We start from the raw sequence: 16,844 nt of genomic DNA, 5'->3' as shown, positions 1-16,844 counted from the left end.
CTATTTAGATTTCGAAAAGCCACCCTTATGGGTGGCTTTTTATTTTGACTAGAAAGTAACATTATATAGATGTCATAATGGCTGATAGCTAGATAATTCAAAGACCTGTAAGTTTTGGAGTTTTAAGTATGAAGATGTGTCGTTGGTTAATTTTATGTTTGTTTTCAGTATCAACCAGTGCTGCTGTGCTTGTACCTAGTCAGGGAGTCTCTGTTTTATATATTAACGGTGAAGCCGCAGAAGAAAAAATAGGTAAAAATGATATTGCGACAGGTGACGCGCAGATCATCATTCGCATGGATAAAAAACTAGGTAAAGGCAATAGTAGTGAGGTATTTACCTCTGATATTTATGTACTAAACCTCGAAGTTTCTGGTAACGAAATTAAAGTTAATCACCCTGTAGCGAGAAGTCTTTCTGAAGCGAAAAAAGCATTTAGGACTGATGACCCTAAGTGGCGCGTTACTGAAGACGGCAAAGACATCGCTTATTCACAAGCTCTACTGCCGAAGAAAAAGGGCATATTCCCTTACATGGGCTTAGAGCAAACGGTACTTGAGTTTAATCAGTCAAAAGGAGTGCACTTCGCTAATGGTAAAGTGACTACCGCTGCCGTTGCTGCGACTACAACCGCAGACGTAGTTCATGCTGCTGATTCAAAGCAAGTTGAACAGGCAAGTCTTTCTGTAGAAGAAACAACAAACCTAGATCAGCTAAAAGCTTGGTATCTGAAAGCCACTAAATCAGAGCGCAAAGAATTCCGCCGTTGGGTCATTGACCAAGAATAATTATAGCTTAAGTTGTACTGAGAACTAATTTTAAAGAGGGGGGAGCGAATTTAGCTCCCCCTTCAATTTTCAGAAAGTGGGAAATTTATGAATTGAAACACTCTAGTGTATTTACGGCACTGGTTACTGCTTCAATTAAAGAAAGGATATTGTCCTCACTACTTATGAAAGGTGGCATCATGTATATCAGTTTTCCAAATGGCCTTATCCAAACTCCGCATTTAACAAAGTGCGCCTGAATCACTTCCATATTGACGTTAGAGTGTGTTTCAACCACACCGATAGCACCAAGCCAGCGAACATGTTTCACCTGCTCATAAGCGAGTAGTTTAGGCAGTTCTTCAGAAAACAACTGTTCTATTTTGCTGACTTGATCTTCCCAATGGCCTTGTTGAATGAGCTCCAGGCTAGCAGCACCAACAGCACAAGCGAGTGGATTCCCCATAAAGGTAGGTCCATGCATAAAACATCCCGCCTCTCCACCACAGACAGTGTCAGCGACATACTTGGTGGTTATGGTCGCGGATAAAGTCATGTATCCGCCTGTCAGGGCTTTGCCTACACACAATATGTCCGGTTGCACTTCCGCGTGCTCACATGCGAATAGTTTTCCTGTTCGACCAAAGCCGGTGGCAATCTCATCAAGTATAAGCAATACATCATACTTATCACATAGGCGTCTGACACCTTTCAAAAATTCAGGATGATATATCCGCATACCACCTGCTCCTTGCACTATAGGTTCAAGGATGACTGCAGCGACTTCTTTATGGTGTGATCCCAACTTCAATTGAAAATCGTCGAGATCGCTTTCATTCCATTCATCCCAGTAACCGATTGTCGGCGAGTCGGCAAATATATGCTCCGGCAAAAAGCCTTTATAGAGGCTATGCATTGAGTTATTAGGGTCAGTCACAGACATTGCAGCAAAAGTGTCGCCATGATAACCATGTTTTAAGGTAAGAAACTTAGGGCGTTGTTCTCCTTTGGCGTGCCAATATTGCAGCGCCATTTTTAAACTGACTTCTACAGCGACTGAACCTGAATCTGCCAAAAATACTTTTTCGAGGTTACTCGGTGTTAGCTCTACGAGTTTCTTACATAGATTGATTGCGGGTTCATGGGTAATACCACCAAACATAACGTGCGACATCTTATCAATTTGATTGTGCGCAGCCTGATTTAAATGCGGGTGATTGTAACCGTGTATTGTTGACCACCAAGAAGACATGCCATCAACCAAGCTCTCGCCTGATTCGAGTTCAATATGGACGCCTTGCGCGCTAGCTACTGGGTAGCATGTGAGTGGGTCTATCGTTGATGTGTAAGGGTGCCAGATATGGTTTCTATCGAAATCTAAGTCCATTAAAAAGTCTACTATCTTTCGTTGTTTGTATATTAATCAACTGTAAACTTGTTGATTCTTATGTTGTTGACAGTCTATCTCTTATCAGTACACTAGCCAAGTATCCATAACAATAATGATGAATTACTTAATAAGGAAAGCTCTGTGCAGTTACGTCATAATTGGACTCATGCCGAAGTTCAGCAACTCATGCAAAAACCATTCATGGATCTATTGTTTGAAGCACAACTCGTTCATCGGGAATTTCAGCCACATAATCATGTTCAAGTCAGCACGTTGCTTTCTATTAAAACGGGCGCTTGCCCAGAGGATTGTAAGTATTGCCCGCAGAGTGCTCGCTACCAAACGGATGTAGAGAAAGAACGATTGATGGAAGTGGATCGAGTTTTAGATGCTGCACAGAAAGCCAAAGATGCTGGCTCAACTCGATTTTGTATGGGCGCCGCTTGGAAAAACCCGAAGCAGCGTGATATGCCACACCTTACCGACATGATCAAAGGTGTGAAGGGTATGGGGCTAGAGACCTGTATGACTCTTGGCATGTTAGAGCCAGATCAAGCGAAAGAACTGGCGGATGCTGGTTTAGATTACTATAACCACAATCTTGACACTTCTCCGGAGTTTTACGGCAGCATTATCACAACGCGTACTTATCAAGATCGTTTAGATACGTTATCTCATGTCCGCGATGCCGGTATGAAGATCTGTTCTGGCGGAATCATCGGCCTTGGTGAAAGTGCACATGACCGTGCTGGCCTTTTTGTAGAGCTTGCCAATCTGCCTATTCACCCAGAAAGTGTCCCAATTAACATGTTAGTGAAAGTGAAGGGCACACCTTTAGAAGAAGTGGACGATGTTGATCCGTTTGATTTTATCCGACTAATCGCAATCGCTCGTATTATGATGCCTAATTCGGCTGTTCGTCTTTCAGCGGGGCGCGAAGGGATGAATGAGCAAATGCAGACGCTGTGTTTCATGGCTGGTGCAAACTCTATCTTTTATGGCTGCAAATTATTGACTACACCAAACCCAGGCGAAGATGCAGATATGCAGTTATTTGCAAAGCTAGGCATCAATAGCCAGCAAGTTGTGCAAAAACCGGACGAAATTCAAGAGAACGAACTGTTGGAACAGGTCACTGAGCGAGTCGCTTCTCGCCCGACAAAGGATGATTTGTTTTACGAAGCCACTATCTAATGAGTGAGTCTTCTCTAACTCGTTGTTCGAAATCGATAGGATTTGATGAAAGAATTAGCAAAGCTTTAAGCGATAGAGCTACAAAAGGGCTTTCTAGATCTCTCATTGCTAGCCAAGGTGGAAATACAACGGAGCTCATTAGAAATGGACAGAAACTAGTCAACTTCTCAAGTAATGACTATCTTGGGTTGGCAAATGATTCAGAATTGATTGACGCTTGGCAACGAGGCCTATCTCTTTATGGCTGTGGGAGTGCAGCCTCACCGATCGTCACGGGGTTCAGTCCCGCTCATTCTAACCTTGAGAGCGCATTATGCGAGTGGCTTGGGTTTGAAAGAGCAGTTCTATTTTCTTCTGGCTTTAGTGCTAATCAAGCGTTGCTGTTCACATTGCTCGAAGAAAGTGATGTTGTGTATCAAGATAAATTGAATCACGCATCGTTAATTGAAGCAGGGATTCTGTCGCCAGCGACAATGCGTCGATTTAAACACAATGATGATAGCCATTTATCTAGCCTTTTAAATCTCTATGAGCACAACTGTGGCAGTTCATTGGTCATGACTGAAGGCGTGTTCAGCATGGATGGTGATATGGCGCCGTTGAACGCGCTGAATAAAGTCATAGGAGATCGCGCATGGTTAGCTGTCGATGATGCTCACGGAATTGGCGTATTGGGCAAAGAAGGGCAGGGAAGTTGCGCTGCACAGGATATCAAACCTAATGTACTGGTCGTGACGTTTGGCAAAGCCTTTGGCCTATCTGGCGCAGCGATACTTTGTGACGCCAGCACTGGCGATTATCTTACTCAGTTTGCTCGACACCATGTTTATTCTACTGCTATGCCACCCTCTCAAGCTTATGCTTTGACGAAAGCGCTCGAAATGATAAAAACGCAGCAGTGGCGCCGAGATAAATTAGCCGAACTAAAGTCCGTTTATAGTGAAAACTTGAGTCGCTTTGAGCAAGTTATAAAGACTGAAACGCCCATTAACCCGATCATTATCGGCGAGGCAGAACAAGCAACTAAAGCCGCTTTAGCTCTCAATAAAGCAGGCTTTGGAGTGACCGCTATTCGCACTCCTACCGTACCGAGTAATCAATCGCGCTTGAGAGTGACATTAACGGCTGCGCACTCGGTCGATCAGGTGAAAAGCCTATCTTCTTGTTTAGAAGTCACGTTGCAAGGGTTGAACTGATGTTAGATGTTTCTAATGCAAATCGTCATGATGGATCGTTTGAAAGGGCTTTAGATACAATGAGTCTTATCGACGATAAAAGTGACATAGCGGCTGCGTTTGGTAAAGCCGCGTTAAGCTACGATAAACACGCAGCTTTTCAGCGAGAGGTCGGAGAGAAGCTGATTGAACTCATGCCGTTAGATTTGACCGGAAAGACCGTCATCGACTTGGGATGTGGGACAGGCTATTTCTCTAAGTTACTCTCAGATAGAGGTGCGTTTGTATTGTGTGTAGATATCTCAGATTCAATGCTATCTCAAGCCAAGGTGCGATGTGGCAGCCATGACATGGCTTATCTAGTGGCGGATGCGGAGAGTCTGCCGATAGAAACTAAGAGTGTAGATTACGTCTTTTCAAGTTTAGCTTTGCAATGGTGCCAGGATCTGTCGGTACCGATGCGAGAAATTCGGCGTGTACTGAAAAAAAGTGGCCAAGCCTATTTTTCGACTTTGTTAGACGGTTCGTTACATGAGTTAAAGGAATCTTGGAAAAAAGTTGATAAATATCAACATATCAATCACTTTGATTCTTCTAATCAGGTAAAAATTGCGTTAGCTCAATCTCAGTTTAGCGACATTACTCTAGACTTTTCCAAAATTACCGTTTGGTACGACTCTGCGTTCGCGGTTATGCGTGATTTGAAAGGCATCGGAGCCAATCATGTTAGCGGGCGCTCACAAGGTCTAACAAGCCGTAAGGCTTTGATCAAAGTGGAACAAGAGTACCAAGTATTTAAAAACCATCAAAATCAATTACCTGTTACGTATCAGGTATGTTTAGGGGCGCTTTATCGATGATTGATGCAATTTTTATTGCTGGTACGGATACCGACGTAGGCAAAACAGTCGCTTCAAAAGCGATACTACATGCTTTAGCGGCAAAAGGATTAAAAACCATTGGCTATAAACCTGTAGCGGCTGGGAGTGATATGACTAAAGATGGAATGCGAAATTCAGACGCTTTGCATCTTCAGCAAGACGCGACTTTAGATGTTGCTTATGATGATGTTAACCCATATGCGTTAGAGCTGGCGTCGTCACCTCATATAGCGGCAAAGAAAGAGAATATTGAGATCGACTATTCTGTCTTAAGTAATAAGTTGGCTCTGCATAAGCAACAAGCAGATCTTGTATTAGTTGAAGGGGCTGGTGGGTGGAGAGTACCTGTTTCAGATACTGACTACCTTTCAACCTGGGTAAAACAAGAGAACTTACCTGTTGTTCTTGTCGTAGGTATTAAGCTAGGTTGCCTTAGTCATGCTGTATTGACCGCTGAAACAATTAAAGCCGATGGTTTGAATGTTGTTGGCTGGGTTGCCAATCGTATTAACCCTGGTACTGAGTATTACTCAGAGTTGATTGAGACATTAGAAAATCAGCTTGGGGCGCCTAAGCTGGGCGAGATTCCTTATATACCTTCAGCAAAACGTACCGATCTGGGTAAGTACATCAATCTTGATCTCTTACCTGACTCCATGTGATTATCAATCTGTTCACATAAAAGAAAGGGGCTGCATTGAGCAGCCCCTTTTTGATTCTTCTAATACAATTTACTTTTCTTGTACTAAGCCCATTAAAGCCTGTTGTGTGTCGATCACTTTTCTACTGGCTTCTTGTTCTGCTTGAATACCAAGTTGCTGTTTTGCTTCGTCTTCTGAAAGTCCAAGATGACAGCAAAGTAAATCGATAGCCATTTGATAGTTGTTAGCTTCCACCATAATTCGTCCTTATATTCGTGGGCGCACTTTGTTCTACAGAAAATTTAGTATTTTTACTTTCTAAGCACAATAAGACCAAAGTCTAATCCGTTTGCAACTTACCTGGTTATGATAGAAAACAAATGTTTCAATTTAGCACTTAACCTTGTTTTAATAACGTTTAAACTATATGTATTAGACGTAACGAGTCTTTTTGATCAATCGTTACGCTGAATAGGCTTCCCATTGGAGATAAGTAATGAAGCGGATAATGTTGTTTTTAGCCACTAACTTAGCAGTGGTTCTTGTATTAAGTGTTGTTCTTAATATTGTTTATGCCGTGACAGGGATGCAACCGGGTAGCTTATCAGGCTTATTGGTGATGGCAGCGGTGTTTGGTTTTGGTGGCTCTTTCATCTCGCTACTAATGTCTAAGAAAATTGCCTTGAAATCTGTGGGTGGAGCCGTTATTGAAAGCCCTAGAAATGAGACTGAGCACTGGTTACTTGAAACAGTCAGTCGTCAAGCCCAGCAGGTTGGTATCGGTATGCCGACAGTTGCGATCTACGATTCTCCAGATATTAATGCATTTGCTACAGGCGCTAAAAGAGACGATTCGTTGGTCGCTGTTTCAACAGGTTTGTTGCACAGCATGACTCGTGATGAAGCGGAAGCCGTATTGGCTCATGAAGTTAGCCACATTGCGAACGGTGATATGGTGACAATGACGCTGATGCAGGGGGTTGTGAATACCTTTGTTATCTTCCTGTCACGTTTTATTGCCAATATTGTCGCTTCTAATAATAGCGATGAAGAAGGTCAGGGCAGTAACATGATGGTTTACTTCGGCGTTTCAATGGCGCTGGAACTTGTCTTTGGTTTCTTAGCAAGCTTCATTACTATGTGGTACAGCCGTCATCGCGAATTCCATGCTGATTACGGAGCAGCGAAAATGGTTGGTAGCCATAAGATGATTGCGGCGTTAGAGCGATTAAAGGTGAGCCATGAGCCTCAACTGGAAGGCTCAATGATGGCATTTGGTATCAACGGTAAACGTTCAATGACGGAACTGTTGATGAGCCACCCACCGCTTGATAAACGTATTGATGCTCTACGTAGCTACGATTACAGTTAATTATTATTTATCACTAATGAGAACTGTGTTCCTTAGTGGTGAATTTTGGACATTAAAAAAGGGCTCATTTGAGCCCTTTTTCTATTTTACTCGCTACAGATAGCGGATGAATTACAGTTTGTCTGTTAATTCAATCGCTTGACCAATGTAGTTTGCTGGTGTCATCTCTTTCAGGCGTGCTTTTTCATCTTCTGGTAATTCAAGACCATCGATAAAGTTACGCATAGCTTCGCCATCAATACGCTTGCCACGAGTGAGTTCTTTTAATTTCTCGTATGGCTTCTCGATACCGTAGCGACGCATAACCGTTTGAACAGGTTCTGCAAGCACTTCCCAGTTCTTATCTAGGTCAGCTAGTAGTGCTTCGCGGTTAACTTCTAGCTTACTAATGCCTTTAAGAGTTGAAGTGTATGCAATGATAGCGTAGCCAACACCAACGCCAAGGTTACGCAGAACCGTTGAGTCGGTAAGATCACGTTGCCAGCGAGAGATTGGCAGCTTCTGTGACAGGTGATTAAACATTGCGTTTGCAAGGCCAAGGTTACCTTCCGAGTTTTCGAAATCGATTGGGTTAACCTTGTGCGGCATTGTTGAAGAACCAATTTCGCCAGCAATTGTTTTCTGTTTGAAGTGACCAAGTGCGATGTAACCCCAAACATCACGATCAAAGTCGATTAGGATGGTGTTAAAGCGTGCAATCGCATCGAACAATTCAGCGATATAGTCGTGAGGCTCGATTTGAGTCGTGTACGGGTTCCAAGTGACACCCAGTGACTCAGTGATAAACTCTTCACTGAACTTATGCCAATCTAGCTCAGGGTAAGCAGAAAGGTGAGCGTTGTAGTTACCTACAGCCCCGTTTACTTTGCCTAGAATCTCAACGTCAGCGATTTGCTTGTATTGGCGTTCCATGCGGTAAGCAACGTTTGCCATTTCTTTACCCATAGTACTCGGTGAAGCTGGCTGGCCATGTGTGCGAGAAAGCAATGGAATGTCACGGTACTCAACGGCTAATGCTCTGATAGCATCAATGATGTTTTTGATTTCTGGTAAGATCACCGTTTCACGAGCTTCTTTCAACATAAGAGCGTGCGACGTGTTGTTGATATCTTCTGAAGTACACGCGAAGTGAATGAACTCATTAACCGCGTGAAGCTCAGCATTGCCAGCGACTTTCTCTTTTAGGAAATATTCTACGGCTTTAACATCGTGGTTCGTTGTACGCTCAATTTCTTTGATGCGTGCTGCGTCTTCTTCATTGAAGTTTGCTGCGATATTATCTAGAACTTGGTTTGCCTCTGCGCTAAATGCAGGCACTTCTGCAATACCTGCAGTTGCTGCAAGCTTTTGTAACCAACGAACTTCAACAATAGTACGGTATTTTAGTAGACCAAACTCACTAAAGATGCTGCGTAATGCAATCGTCTTGCTACCGTAACGGCCGTCTACTGGTGATACAGCAGTTAATGCTGACAAATTCATGGTGTTCTCCTGAAATGGGTTTCAAAATTTACGTATTCAAAATATGGTGAGCTTTATACCAATAACTTCAGCAATTGTCACGAACATTGCGCAATCGTTTGCGCGGCGCAAGTGTTGCTAAAAATAATGTGTTGGTTGCTCTAAATAAATAACTCGCGACGAGTCGCGAGTTAGATGTTCTTTCTAGATGATTACATTCTAGCGAGCAGTATCTCGGCTTGCTCTATCATCTTCTTACGGCCAAAGATCAAGTGACGACGTTTACCGCCAACCTGACGCCAAAGTACCGCACTGCGAATACCAGATAACAGTAGCGCACGAACTTTGTGTTGGTTGGTCGTATGTTGTAATACGGCTGGTGTGCCTGATACTTGAATTCGAGGGCCGATAGGGCTAACGACATCGAGATAAACACTCGCAAGGTTACTGAGCATTTGCTCGTCTAACAATTCAAAGTGATCGAGCTGACGTTCAAGCATTTGAACACGATCACCCAACTGAGACATCGCATCGTTTCGCGCACTCAACTTTTTTTCTAGTGCCATAAGGCTAATGATGTAACGAGTCACTTCACTGCCTGCTGGTGTGCTATCGATGCCTTTCACCAAACATTCTAGACCGAGTTTTAAGTCACTTTCATGTCCAAAAACGTCTAACGTACTATTTGGGCTCGTATTTAGGACGGCATGCAGTGATGTTTTGAATGCCTCACCGTCACATTCGCCATCTTTTGCAACTTGTTGAACCAGTGCCACCGCTTGGCAAATACCGGCAAATGCAATAGTACGGTCATAAAGAGAGTTCGCCACGTAGTAGTACTCCTAGGTACGGGTTATTAAATGCGTTTTTCAATAATGCCGCCACCGAGGCAAACATTACCAGAATAAAATACAGCGGATTGACCTGGTGTCACAGCGACTTGGGGCTCATCAAAGATGACCTTAATGTTTTCATCATCAATAGGAATGATGGTGCAAGGAATATCACTTTGACGATATCGTGTTTTCACAGTGCAGGTTATTGGGGCTTTGATTGGTGTTCTATCCACCCAGTGAAGCTGAGAGGCTAGCAGTCCTTCTGATTTGAGGAGTGGATGATCGCCACCCTGCACAGCAATAAGGACATTACGTTTAAGATCCTTCTCTGCCACGTACCATGGGTCTTCGTTGCCGCCACCACCTTTTTGGCCACCAATGTGCAGGCCTTTACGTTGGCCAAGGGTATGGTACATCAGGCCTTGATGTTCGCCGATAACCTTGCCCTCTGGTGTTTCAATCTTGCCTGGTTGAGCGGGCAGGTATCGAGATAGAAAGTCGGTAAACTTACGCTCGCCTATGAAGCAAATGCCAGTAGAATCTTTTTTCTTAGCCGTGATAAGCCCTTGCTCTTCAGCAATTCTTCTAACTTCTGGCTTTTCAAGATTTCCAACTGGAAAAAGGCTGCGTGCTACTTGTTTGTGGCTTAATGTATAAAGGAAATAGCTTTGGTCTTTATTGCTGTCTAGACCACGAAGCATTTTTGGTTTTTCTTCACCTTCCGGGAAAGTGCGATCAACGTAGTGCCCCATGGCAATATAATCGGCTTCTAATACATCATCAGCAAAGTCTAAGAACGCCTTAAACTTGATCTCTTTATTGCAAAGAATGTCTGGGTTGGGTGTGCGCCCTGCTTTGTACTCTTCAAGAAAGTACTCGAATACGTTGTCCCAGTATTCTGCTGCGAAATTGATGGTGTGAAGATGTATACCTAGCTTGTCACAAACAGCTTGAGCGTCGGCGAGATCTTCAGCTGCCGTACAATACTCTTCGTTATCGTCTTCTTCCCAGTTTTTCATGAATAGGCCTTCAACCTGATAGCCTTGCTGCTGGAGAAGATAGGCTGAAACGGATGAATCTACACCGCCAGACATACCGACAATTACTTTCTTTTCACTGTTGTTTGACATTACTAAATACCACTTACTAGAACTGGTCGGAGATTCTATCAGAAACATCTAATCGGTGACAGATCCGAGAGCAGAATCACATTACCAACGACCCTAAAAGAGATGAATAATATAGAAGTAAATAGCTTACCTATGGCATAGTGCGGTCAAAATTAACATTAAGGTGTAAAGATGTCAGAGCAAAATGAATTCATGCAAGAAGCAGAGCTGATTGAGGTCGTTGAGAATCAGCTAGAAGATGGGAACCCGATTAAGGTGAAAGAAACATTGATGCGCTTGATGATGATGGGTAATTCTCGTGATGATGCCATTGCCATGATTGCATGTTGTATGTCTATCGAAATCTTCGACGTTATGAAGAATGAAGGAGAGTTCAACTTGAAGCGTTACTCTTCTAACCTTGAGCGTTTACCTGATTTGAGTTTTATGGAAGGAGAATAAAATAGATCAGCAAACGTTTGCTATAGTTTGATGGATTGCCGCGCGTTTTTCTGCGCGGTAGAATTCGCCTCCTATTTCTCAATGTCGAACTGTAGCTTATGAAATTTCCTGGCCAAAGAAAGTCTAAACACTATTTCCCTGTTCATGCCCGTGATCCTTTAGTGAGTCAATCACAAGAAAGTAAAAAGATGTCTAGAACTCATATCATCGGTATTGACCAGACACTTGTTGATATAGAAGCCAAAGTGAGTTCAGAGCTTATTGAAAAGTATAATCTGAGCAAAGGGCATTCTCTGGTTATAAACGATGAAACAGCAGAAGCTTTATATAAAGAGCTTAAAGACGAACAATTAATAACCAACGAGCATGCAGGCGGGACAATAGGGAATACACTTCATAATTACTCAGTGTTGGCAGATGACCGCTCAACGCTACTTGGAGTGATGAGCCAGGATATTAAAATCGGCAGCTACGGGTACCAATACCTTTGTAATACTTCTAGTCGAATGGATTTAAATTATTTACAAGGAGTAGAAGGAGCAATAGGTCGATGTTTTGCTCTTATTACTGAAGATGGCGAGCGGACCTTTGCTATTAGTGAAGGTCAAATGAATCAACTTCGACCTGAAAGTATTCCAGAGTCGATATTTGAAAATGCATCTGCTTTAGTACTTACTGCTTATTTAGTTCGTTGCAAAGAAGGCGATCCAATGCCACTTGCGACAATGAAAGCAATAGAATATGCGAAAAAGTATCATGTGCCAGTTGTATTAACGCTCGGCACGAAATACGTTATTCAAAATGATGTAAAGTTCTGGCAAGAATTTATTAATGAACATGTTTCAGTTGTGGCGATGAATGAAGAAGAAGCTGAAGCATTAACGGGTGAGCATGATCCTTTAGCCGCTGCTGATATCGCATTAAATTGGGTAGATTTGGTTTTATGCACTGCAGGACCAGTAGGACTATTTATGGCAGGTTATACTGAGGATTCGTCTAAGCGAGAAACGTCATTACCCCTTTTACCTGGTTCAATTGCGGAATTTAACCGTTATGAATTTAGTCGCCCAGCCGCAAAACGTATGTGTGAAACACCGATTAAAGTCTACTCTCATATAGCCCCGTATATGGGTGGGCCTGAAAAGATTAAGAACACCAATGGAGCAGGGGATGCTGCGCTTTCCGCTTTGTTGCATGATATGGCCGCAAATAAATACCATAGAGAAAATATCCCGAATTCAAGTAAGCACTCCCATGCTTACTTGACCTACTCTTCTTTTTCTCAGGTCTGTAAGTATTCGAATCGAGCAAGTTATGAAGTACTGGCTCAGCACTCACCAAGGTTATCGAAAGGCCTTCCTGAGCGAGAAGATAGTTTAGAAGAATCTTATTGGGAAAGATAAAAGAAAAGGCTCCGAAAGGAGCCTTTTTTATTCAAGGAAGACAAGTTGTTCTATATAGCAATGAGACAATGTTTATACAAATCAACTTTTTTAGTTTTTAGCAGTAATTATTGAGCATGAACTTTACTAATAAAGGTGGGGACATGCTCAGCTCCTTTTAAAGAGCGAAATCTTCTAAACTTTTGCCCGAGTCTAACTGAGCTTGAATTGCTGAAGGTGTGCGGCCTTGGCCTGTCCACGTTTTTTCTTCACCATTTGAATCTACATATTTGTATTTAGCTGGGCGAGGTGCGCGTTTTGTTTTTACTTTGCCTGTCTTGGTTTTTGTTTCACCAGACAATGCAGAAATAAGTGCTTCTACATCAATACCATCTTTAGAAATTTGATCAGCAATCGCTGCGAGTTTCGCTTCTTGTTGCGCTTTTGCTTCGCGCTCTTCCGCTTCCGCTTCATTGCGCTCTTTTACAACGATAGTTAATTTATCTAATGCTTCTTCAAGTTGTTCTAGAGTCAATTCGCGAGCAAAGGCACGAAGGCTACGAATATTTAATAGTGTTTTAGATAGATCCGACATGTCTATTCCTATGAAAGTAAATTGGATGAGATAATATTAATCTGCAAATAAGCGGAGTACAATATGTTCAACAAAAATATATTAGCATATAAATAATAGTTCGTTAGTTAGTTTATTGAAAATATTTGCCAGAAATTGTTAATAGATAGATATTGAACAGGAAAATTTAGGCCAATTTACATTACTTTACTTTTTACCTAATTGACTCAATAACCCAACTTGTGTTTTCAAAGAGACTAATTGTTTTCTGTCGAATTTAATATTGCATTTTTTGTTTATGAAAGTACAATGGCCGCCACTTTAAGCTCGAGTGCGGTTAAAATGTTGTTAAATTGACGTAACAGCAGTTTTTCATGCCTTGTGCGGTAGAGGCGCGAAACATAAGAGTAGCTGTTATTGGGGCGATGCCAATGAATAACAGTGAAAGGGTGTTTTGCCGAAGCGAATCTGTGCCATCAACACTTTTCGCTGGGGTTGTACTCAATAGGTACAACACTGCCATAGTCTATAATTTTTAAACTATGGAGCGCTACTGTAGAGTCAGGTTCTAATTTTTAGCCTTTCACTTCTAAAACTGAAATCACGATGAAATGAATTTACGTGATTTTTCTGCAGTAGATCTCTTGCCATTATTACTAACTGGTTTTTGAAGATCATGAATTTAATCGATTTTGCATCATCCCCTTTGTCACTTTTACCACCTATCGTGGCGCTTAGCCTTGCTATTATTACACGCCGTGTTTTAGTTTCTCTTGGCGTCGGTATTTTACTTGGCGCCCTTTTGCTGACTGACTACTCTGTTGGGAACCTATTTGATTATGTAGGTACTACAGTTTCCAGTGTCTTTATTGAAGATGGTGGTATCAATACTTGGAATATGAGTATTGTGGGCTTCCTGATTTTACTGGGTATGATGACGGCATTATTAACCCTATCAGGTGGCACTAGAGCATTCGCCGAATGGGCACAAGTGCGCGTAAAAAGCAAACGAGGCTCAAAGCTGCTGGCCGCTTTTCTAGGCGTGTTCATATTCATTGATGATTACTTCAATAGCCTAGCCGTTGGTGCAATCTCTCGCCCTGTCACTGATCGCTATTATGTTTCACGTGCCAAGCTTTCCTATATCCTCGACTCAACAGCAGCGCCAATGTGCGTATTAATGCCTGCTTCTAGTTGGGGAGCCTATATTATGACGATCGTCGGTGGCATTCTTGTCTCTCATGGCATTACCGAGTATTCGGCCATTGGTGCGTACGTTCGCATTATTCCGATGAACTTCTACGCAGTATTTGCACTATTAATGGTTTTTGCTGTTGTTTGGTTCCAGCTCGATGTCGGTCAAATGCGCAAACATGAAATTCGTGCATCACAAGGCCGAGACTTTGATAAAGACAAAGAAGCGGATCTCCCTCAAGCGCATGAGCTTAATGAAGAGCTAGATATCGAAGAAAGCGAACATGGAAAGGTATCGGATTTAGTGCTTCCAATTGTTGCGCTCATCGTATCTATGGTTGTCGCAATGCTTTACACCGGTGGACAAGCATTGGCATCTGATGGAGAAGCTTTCTCTGTGTTAGGTGCGTTTGAAAATACTGATGTGGGCATGTCTTTAATCTATGGTGGTGTTACCGGCTTCGTTGTTGCACTCATTACCGTCATTAAGCAAAAAATGTCGCCAAGTGATATTGGTGTGACGCTTTGGATTGGTGCTAAGTCGATGTTTGGCGCGATTCTTATCTTAATCTTTGCTTGGACAATTGGTACGGTCATTGGTGACATGAAAACGGGTGCTTACCTTTCTTCACTTATCGAAGGTAATATCAGCCCAGTATGGTTGCCTGTTATCCTTTTCTTGTTATCTGGCTTGATGGCATTCTCGACGGGCACATCTTGGGGAACATTCGGTATCATGTTACCAATCGCTGGTGACATGGCTGGTGCCACTGATCTTGCACTCATGCTTCCAATGCTAAGCTCAGTGTTGGCTGGTTCTGTATTTGGTGATCACTGTTCTCCGATATCAGATACAACCATCTTGTCGTCTACAGGGGCCCGTTGTAATCACATTGACCACGTAGCGACTCAGTTGCCATATGCACTATCTGTAGCCTTTGTATCTTGTATTGGCTTTATTGTATTAGGGTTGACCGCGTCAGTACTGTTTTCATTCTTAGCGGCATTGGCAACCTTCATCCTTGTGTGTTTTGGAATGTCGATTGTAGCGAAGTCAAAGCTTGAGAATTGCCAAAACGTTTAAAAAAGATTAGGGACTAAAAACAGTATTTACGAATAGGTTTTTGGTACTGGTTGCATAGTTAAAAAGAGGGCTTAGGTCCTCTTTTTTAATGTCTGTAAATATATTTCTATACTCTGTAAATAAATGACAGAAAGTGCTAATTAAAGGTTGCAAATGGAAACTAGCTTGGTTAGTGTGGTTATCAACAAAGAGACACTAGCAGAGCCAATAAGTATGCGTTATTTTAATATGAACATTCATCTTCACCATCACCCTATCTAGTCTTTCGGGGAGATGTACGCATACCCGGGAGGCAGAAGCTCCCGGAGGTGAAATCTGCAATACAAGATTCAAACCCTCGGGAGACCAATAGTCTCCCGAGGGTTTTTTAGTTTTAGCTCAATCAATTATTAATAAATTCAACAATTTGTACAGGGAAGAAATCATGCAAGCACAACGTTTAAGAATTGCCATCCAGAAGAAAGGCCGCCTGAGTAAAGAATGCCAGGAGCTACTAAAAAAATGTGGTGTGAAATTTATCGTTATGGGTGAGCGTCTTGTTGTTCATTCATTAAATATGCCAATTGATCTACTGTTAGTCCGTGACGACGACATCCCAGGTTTGATTATGGATGGGGTGGTTGACCTTGGTTTTATCGGTGAAAATGAGTTAGAAGAAGTACGCTTAGATCGCAAAGCATTGGGTAAACCAAGTGAATATGTTCCACTGCGTCGTTTAGATTTTGGTGGCTGTCGCTTATCTATCGCTATCAATAAAGATGAAGAATATAACGGCCCTCAAGATCTTGCGGGTAAGCGAATTGCAACAACTTATCCTCAGTTATTGAAAGCCTTCATGGATGAGCAAGGTGTTGATTATAGTGCTTGTATGCTTACTGGTTCGGTTGAAGTCGCACCGCGCGCTGGCCTTTCTGATGCGATTGCTGATCTTGTTTCTACTGGCGCAACACTTGAAGCGAATGGATTAAAAGAAGCTGAAGTTATCTTCCAATCTAAAGCTACGCTAATTCAACGCAAAGGCGAGTTTGACGCGGATAAAGAAGCATTGATCGAAAAACTACTCACACGTATGCAAGGTGTTCAGCAAGCCAAAGAGTCAAAGTACATCATGCTTCACGCACCTGTAGAGAAATTAGAGCAAGTAAAAGCGCTTCTACCAGGTGCTGAAGACCCAACCGTATTGCCACTATCAATGGATACAGAAAAAGTAGCGGTTCACCTGGTAAGTACAGAGAATCTGTTCTGGGAAACAATGGAACAATTAAAAGAGTTAGGTGCTAGCTCAATCCTTGTTCTTCCTATTGAAAAAATGATGGGGTAAC

General features: G+C 42.4%; 16 protein-coding genes, 1 riboswitch and 1 other annotated feature. Of the genes, 10 read left to right on the top strand and 6 right to left on the bottom strand.

Translation table 11 applies throughout. From position 1 onward, the window contains the following. The first annotated feature begins 128 nt into the window (after positions 1 to 128). Entirely contained in the window at positions 129 to 788 is a 660-nt protein-coding gene (locus BCU12_RS02295) for a DUF2057 family protein (protein WP_241909723.1), read from the top strand. Positions 789 to 873: 85 nt separating this feature from the next. Here the strand turns inward: BCU12_RS02295 and bioA are convergent, their stop codons facing one another. Then, the gene (gene bioA, locus BCU12_RS02290) at positions 874 to 2,154 is read right to left on the bottom strand and encodes an adenosylmethionine--8-amino-7-oxononanoate transaminase (RefSeq protein ID WP_102402782.1); all 1,281 of its coding nucleotides are present in this window, start codon (positions 2,152 to 2,154) and stop codon (positions 874 to 876) included. Positions 2,155 to 2,298: 144 nt separating this feature from the next. Between bioA and bioB the strand changes: the two genes are divergently transcribed. From bioB to bioD, 4 genes are read left to right on the top strand one after another with little or no spacing between them, the layout of a single operon-like run. Further along, a complete protein-coding gene (gene bioB / locus BCU12_RS02285) occupies positions 2,299 to 3,351 on the top strand; it encodes a biotin synthase BioB (RefSeq protein ID WP_102402781.1) in 1,053 nt (350 codons plus the stop codon). Further along, positions 3,351 to 4,547, top strand: a complete 1,197-nt coding sequence (locus BCU12_RS02280; protein WP_102402780.1) for an 8-amino-7-oxononanoate synthase — start codon at positions 3,351 to 3,353, stop codon at positions 4,545 to 4,547. Before bioB ends, BCU12_RS02280 begins: the two co-directional genes overlap by 1 nt. A 59-nt stretch (positions 4,548 to 4,606) precedes the next feature. After that, complete coding sequence (bioC, locus tag BCU12_RS02275; protein ID WP_241909724.1) at positions 4,607 to 5,386, top strand: malonyl-ACP O-methyltransferase BioC; 780 nt, start codon at positions 4,607 to 4,609, stop codon at positions 5,384 to 5,386. Then, the gene (bioD, locus tag BCU12_RS02270) at positions 5,383 to 6,069 is read left to right on the top strand and encodes a dethiobiotin synthase (protein ID WP_102402778.1); all 687 of its coding nucleotides are present in this window, start codon (positions 5,383 to 5,385) and stop codon (positions 6,067 to 6,069) included. Before bioC ends, bioD begins: the two co-directional genes overlap by 4 nt. A gap of 69 nt (positions 6,070 to 6,138) precedes the next feature. Here bioD and BCU12_RS23390 read toward each other — a convergent pair whose 3' ends face one another. Next, complete coding sequence (locus BCU12_RS23390) at positions 6,139 to 6,306, bottom strand: hypothetical protein (RefSeq protein WP_198599228.1); 168 nt, start codon at positions 6,304 to 6,306, stop codon at positions 6,139 to 6,141. Between the two features lie 238 nt (positions 6,307 to 6,544). Between BCU12_RS23390 and htpX the strand changes: the two genes are divergently transcribed. Continuing rightward, on the top strand, positions 6,545 to 7,420 hold the full coding sequence (gene htpX, locus BCU12_RS02265; protein ID WP_102402777.1) for a protease HtpX: 876 nt from the start codon (positions 6,545 to 6,547) through the stop codon (positions 7,418 to 7,420). 111 nt (positions 7,421 to 7,531) lie between these two features. Here the strand turns inward: htpX and purB are convergent, their stop codons facing one another. The 3 genes from purB to mnmA all read right to left on the bottom strand — a co-directional run bounded on the left by purB (position 7,532) and on the right by mnmA (position 10,847). Beyond that, complete coding sequence (gene purB / locus BCU12_RS02260; RefSeq protein WP_102402776.1) at positions 7,532 to 8,902, bottom strand: adenylosuccinate lyase; 1,371 nt, start codon at positions 8,900 to 8,902, stop codon at positions 7,532 to 7,534. A gap of 191 nt (positions 8,903 to 9,093) precedes the next feature. Further along, a complete protein-coding gene (gene hflD / locus BCU12_RS02255; protein WP_102402775.1) occupies positions 9,094 to 9,711 on the bottom strand; it encodes a high frequency lysogenization protein HflD in 618 nt (205 codons plus the stop codon). Between the two features lie 26 nt (positions 9,712 to 9,737). Next, complete coding sequence (gene mnmA, locus BCU12_RS02250) at positions 9,738 to 10,847, bottom strand: tRNA 2-thiouridine(34) synthase MnmA (protein ID WP_102402774.1); 1,110 nt, start codon at positions 10,845 to 10,847, stop codon at positions 9,738 to 9,740. Positions 10,848 to 11,018: 171 nt separating this feature from the next. Here mnmA and BCU12_RS02245 point away from each other — a divergent pair, with 171 nt between their 5' ends. Beyond that, positions 11,019 to 11,288, top strand: coding sequence for a hypothetical protein (locus BCU12_RS02245; RefSeq protein WP_102402773.1), 270 nt, complete (start codon positions 11,019 to 11,021; stop codon positions 11,286 to 11,288). A gap of 98 nt (positions 11,289 to 11,386) precedes the next feature. Next, on the top strand, positions 11,387 to 12,691 hold the full coding sequence (locus tag BCU12_RS02240; protein ID WP_102402772.1) for an inosine/guanosine kinase: 1,305 nt from the start codon (positions 11,387 to 11,389) through the stop codon (positions 12,689 to 12,691). A gap of 157 nt (positions 12,692 to 12,848) precedes the next feature. On the opposite strand, the gene BCU12_RS02235 is transcribed toward BCU12_RS02240, so the two are convergent. Continuing rightward, positions 12,849 to 13,265 carry an H-NS family nucleoid-associated regulatory protein gene (locus BCU12_RS02235; RefSeq protein WP_102402771.1) on the bottom strand — a complete coding sequence of 139 codons (417 nt, stop codon included), beginning with the start codon at positions 13,263 to 13,265 and terminating at the stop codon, positions 12,849 to 12,851. A 358-nt stretch (positions 13,266 to 13,623) separates the two neighbouring features. Further along, a riboswitch (Lysine riboswitch) is annotated at positions 13,624 to 13,805 on the top strand. A gap of 115 nt (positions 13,806 to 13,920) precedes the next feature. On the opposite strand from BCU12_RS02235, the gene BCU12_RS02230 reads away from it, so the two are divergent. Then, positions 13,921 to 15,522 (top strand): Na+/H+ antiporter NhaC family protein, encoded by a 1,602-nt coding sequence (locus BCU12_RS02230; protein WP_102402770.1) that lies wholly within the window; start codon positions 13,921 to 13,923, stop codon positions 15,520 to 15,522. 236 nt (positions 15,523 to 15,758) lie between these two features. Continuing rightward, positions 15,759 to 15,894: a sequence feature (His leader region), on the top strand. A gap of 52 nt (positions 15,895 to 15,946) precedes the next feature. Further along, positions 15,947 to 16,843: an ATP phosphoribosyltransferase gene (hisG, locus tag BCU12_RS02225; protein WP_102402769.1), complete on the top strand. Its 897-nt coding sequence runs from the start codon at positions 15,947 to 15,949 to the stop codon at positions 16,841 to 16,843. Position 16,844 lies beyond the last annotated feature (1 nt).

Origin of the sequence: Vibrio sp. 10N.261.55.A7 (assembly GCF_002877365.1) — a bacterium.
In the GTDB taxonomy this organism is placed as follows: domain Bacteria; phylum Pseudomonadota; class Gammaproteobacteria; order Enterobacterales; family Vibrionaceae; genus Vibrio.
This window is presented reverse-complemented; position numbering and strand designations above follow the sequence as displayed.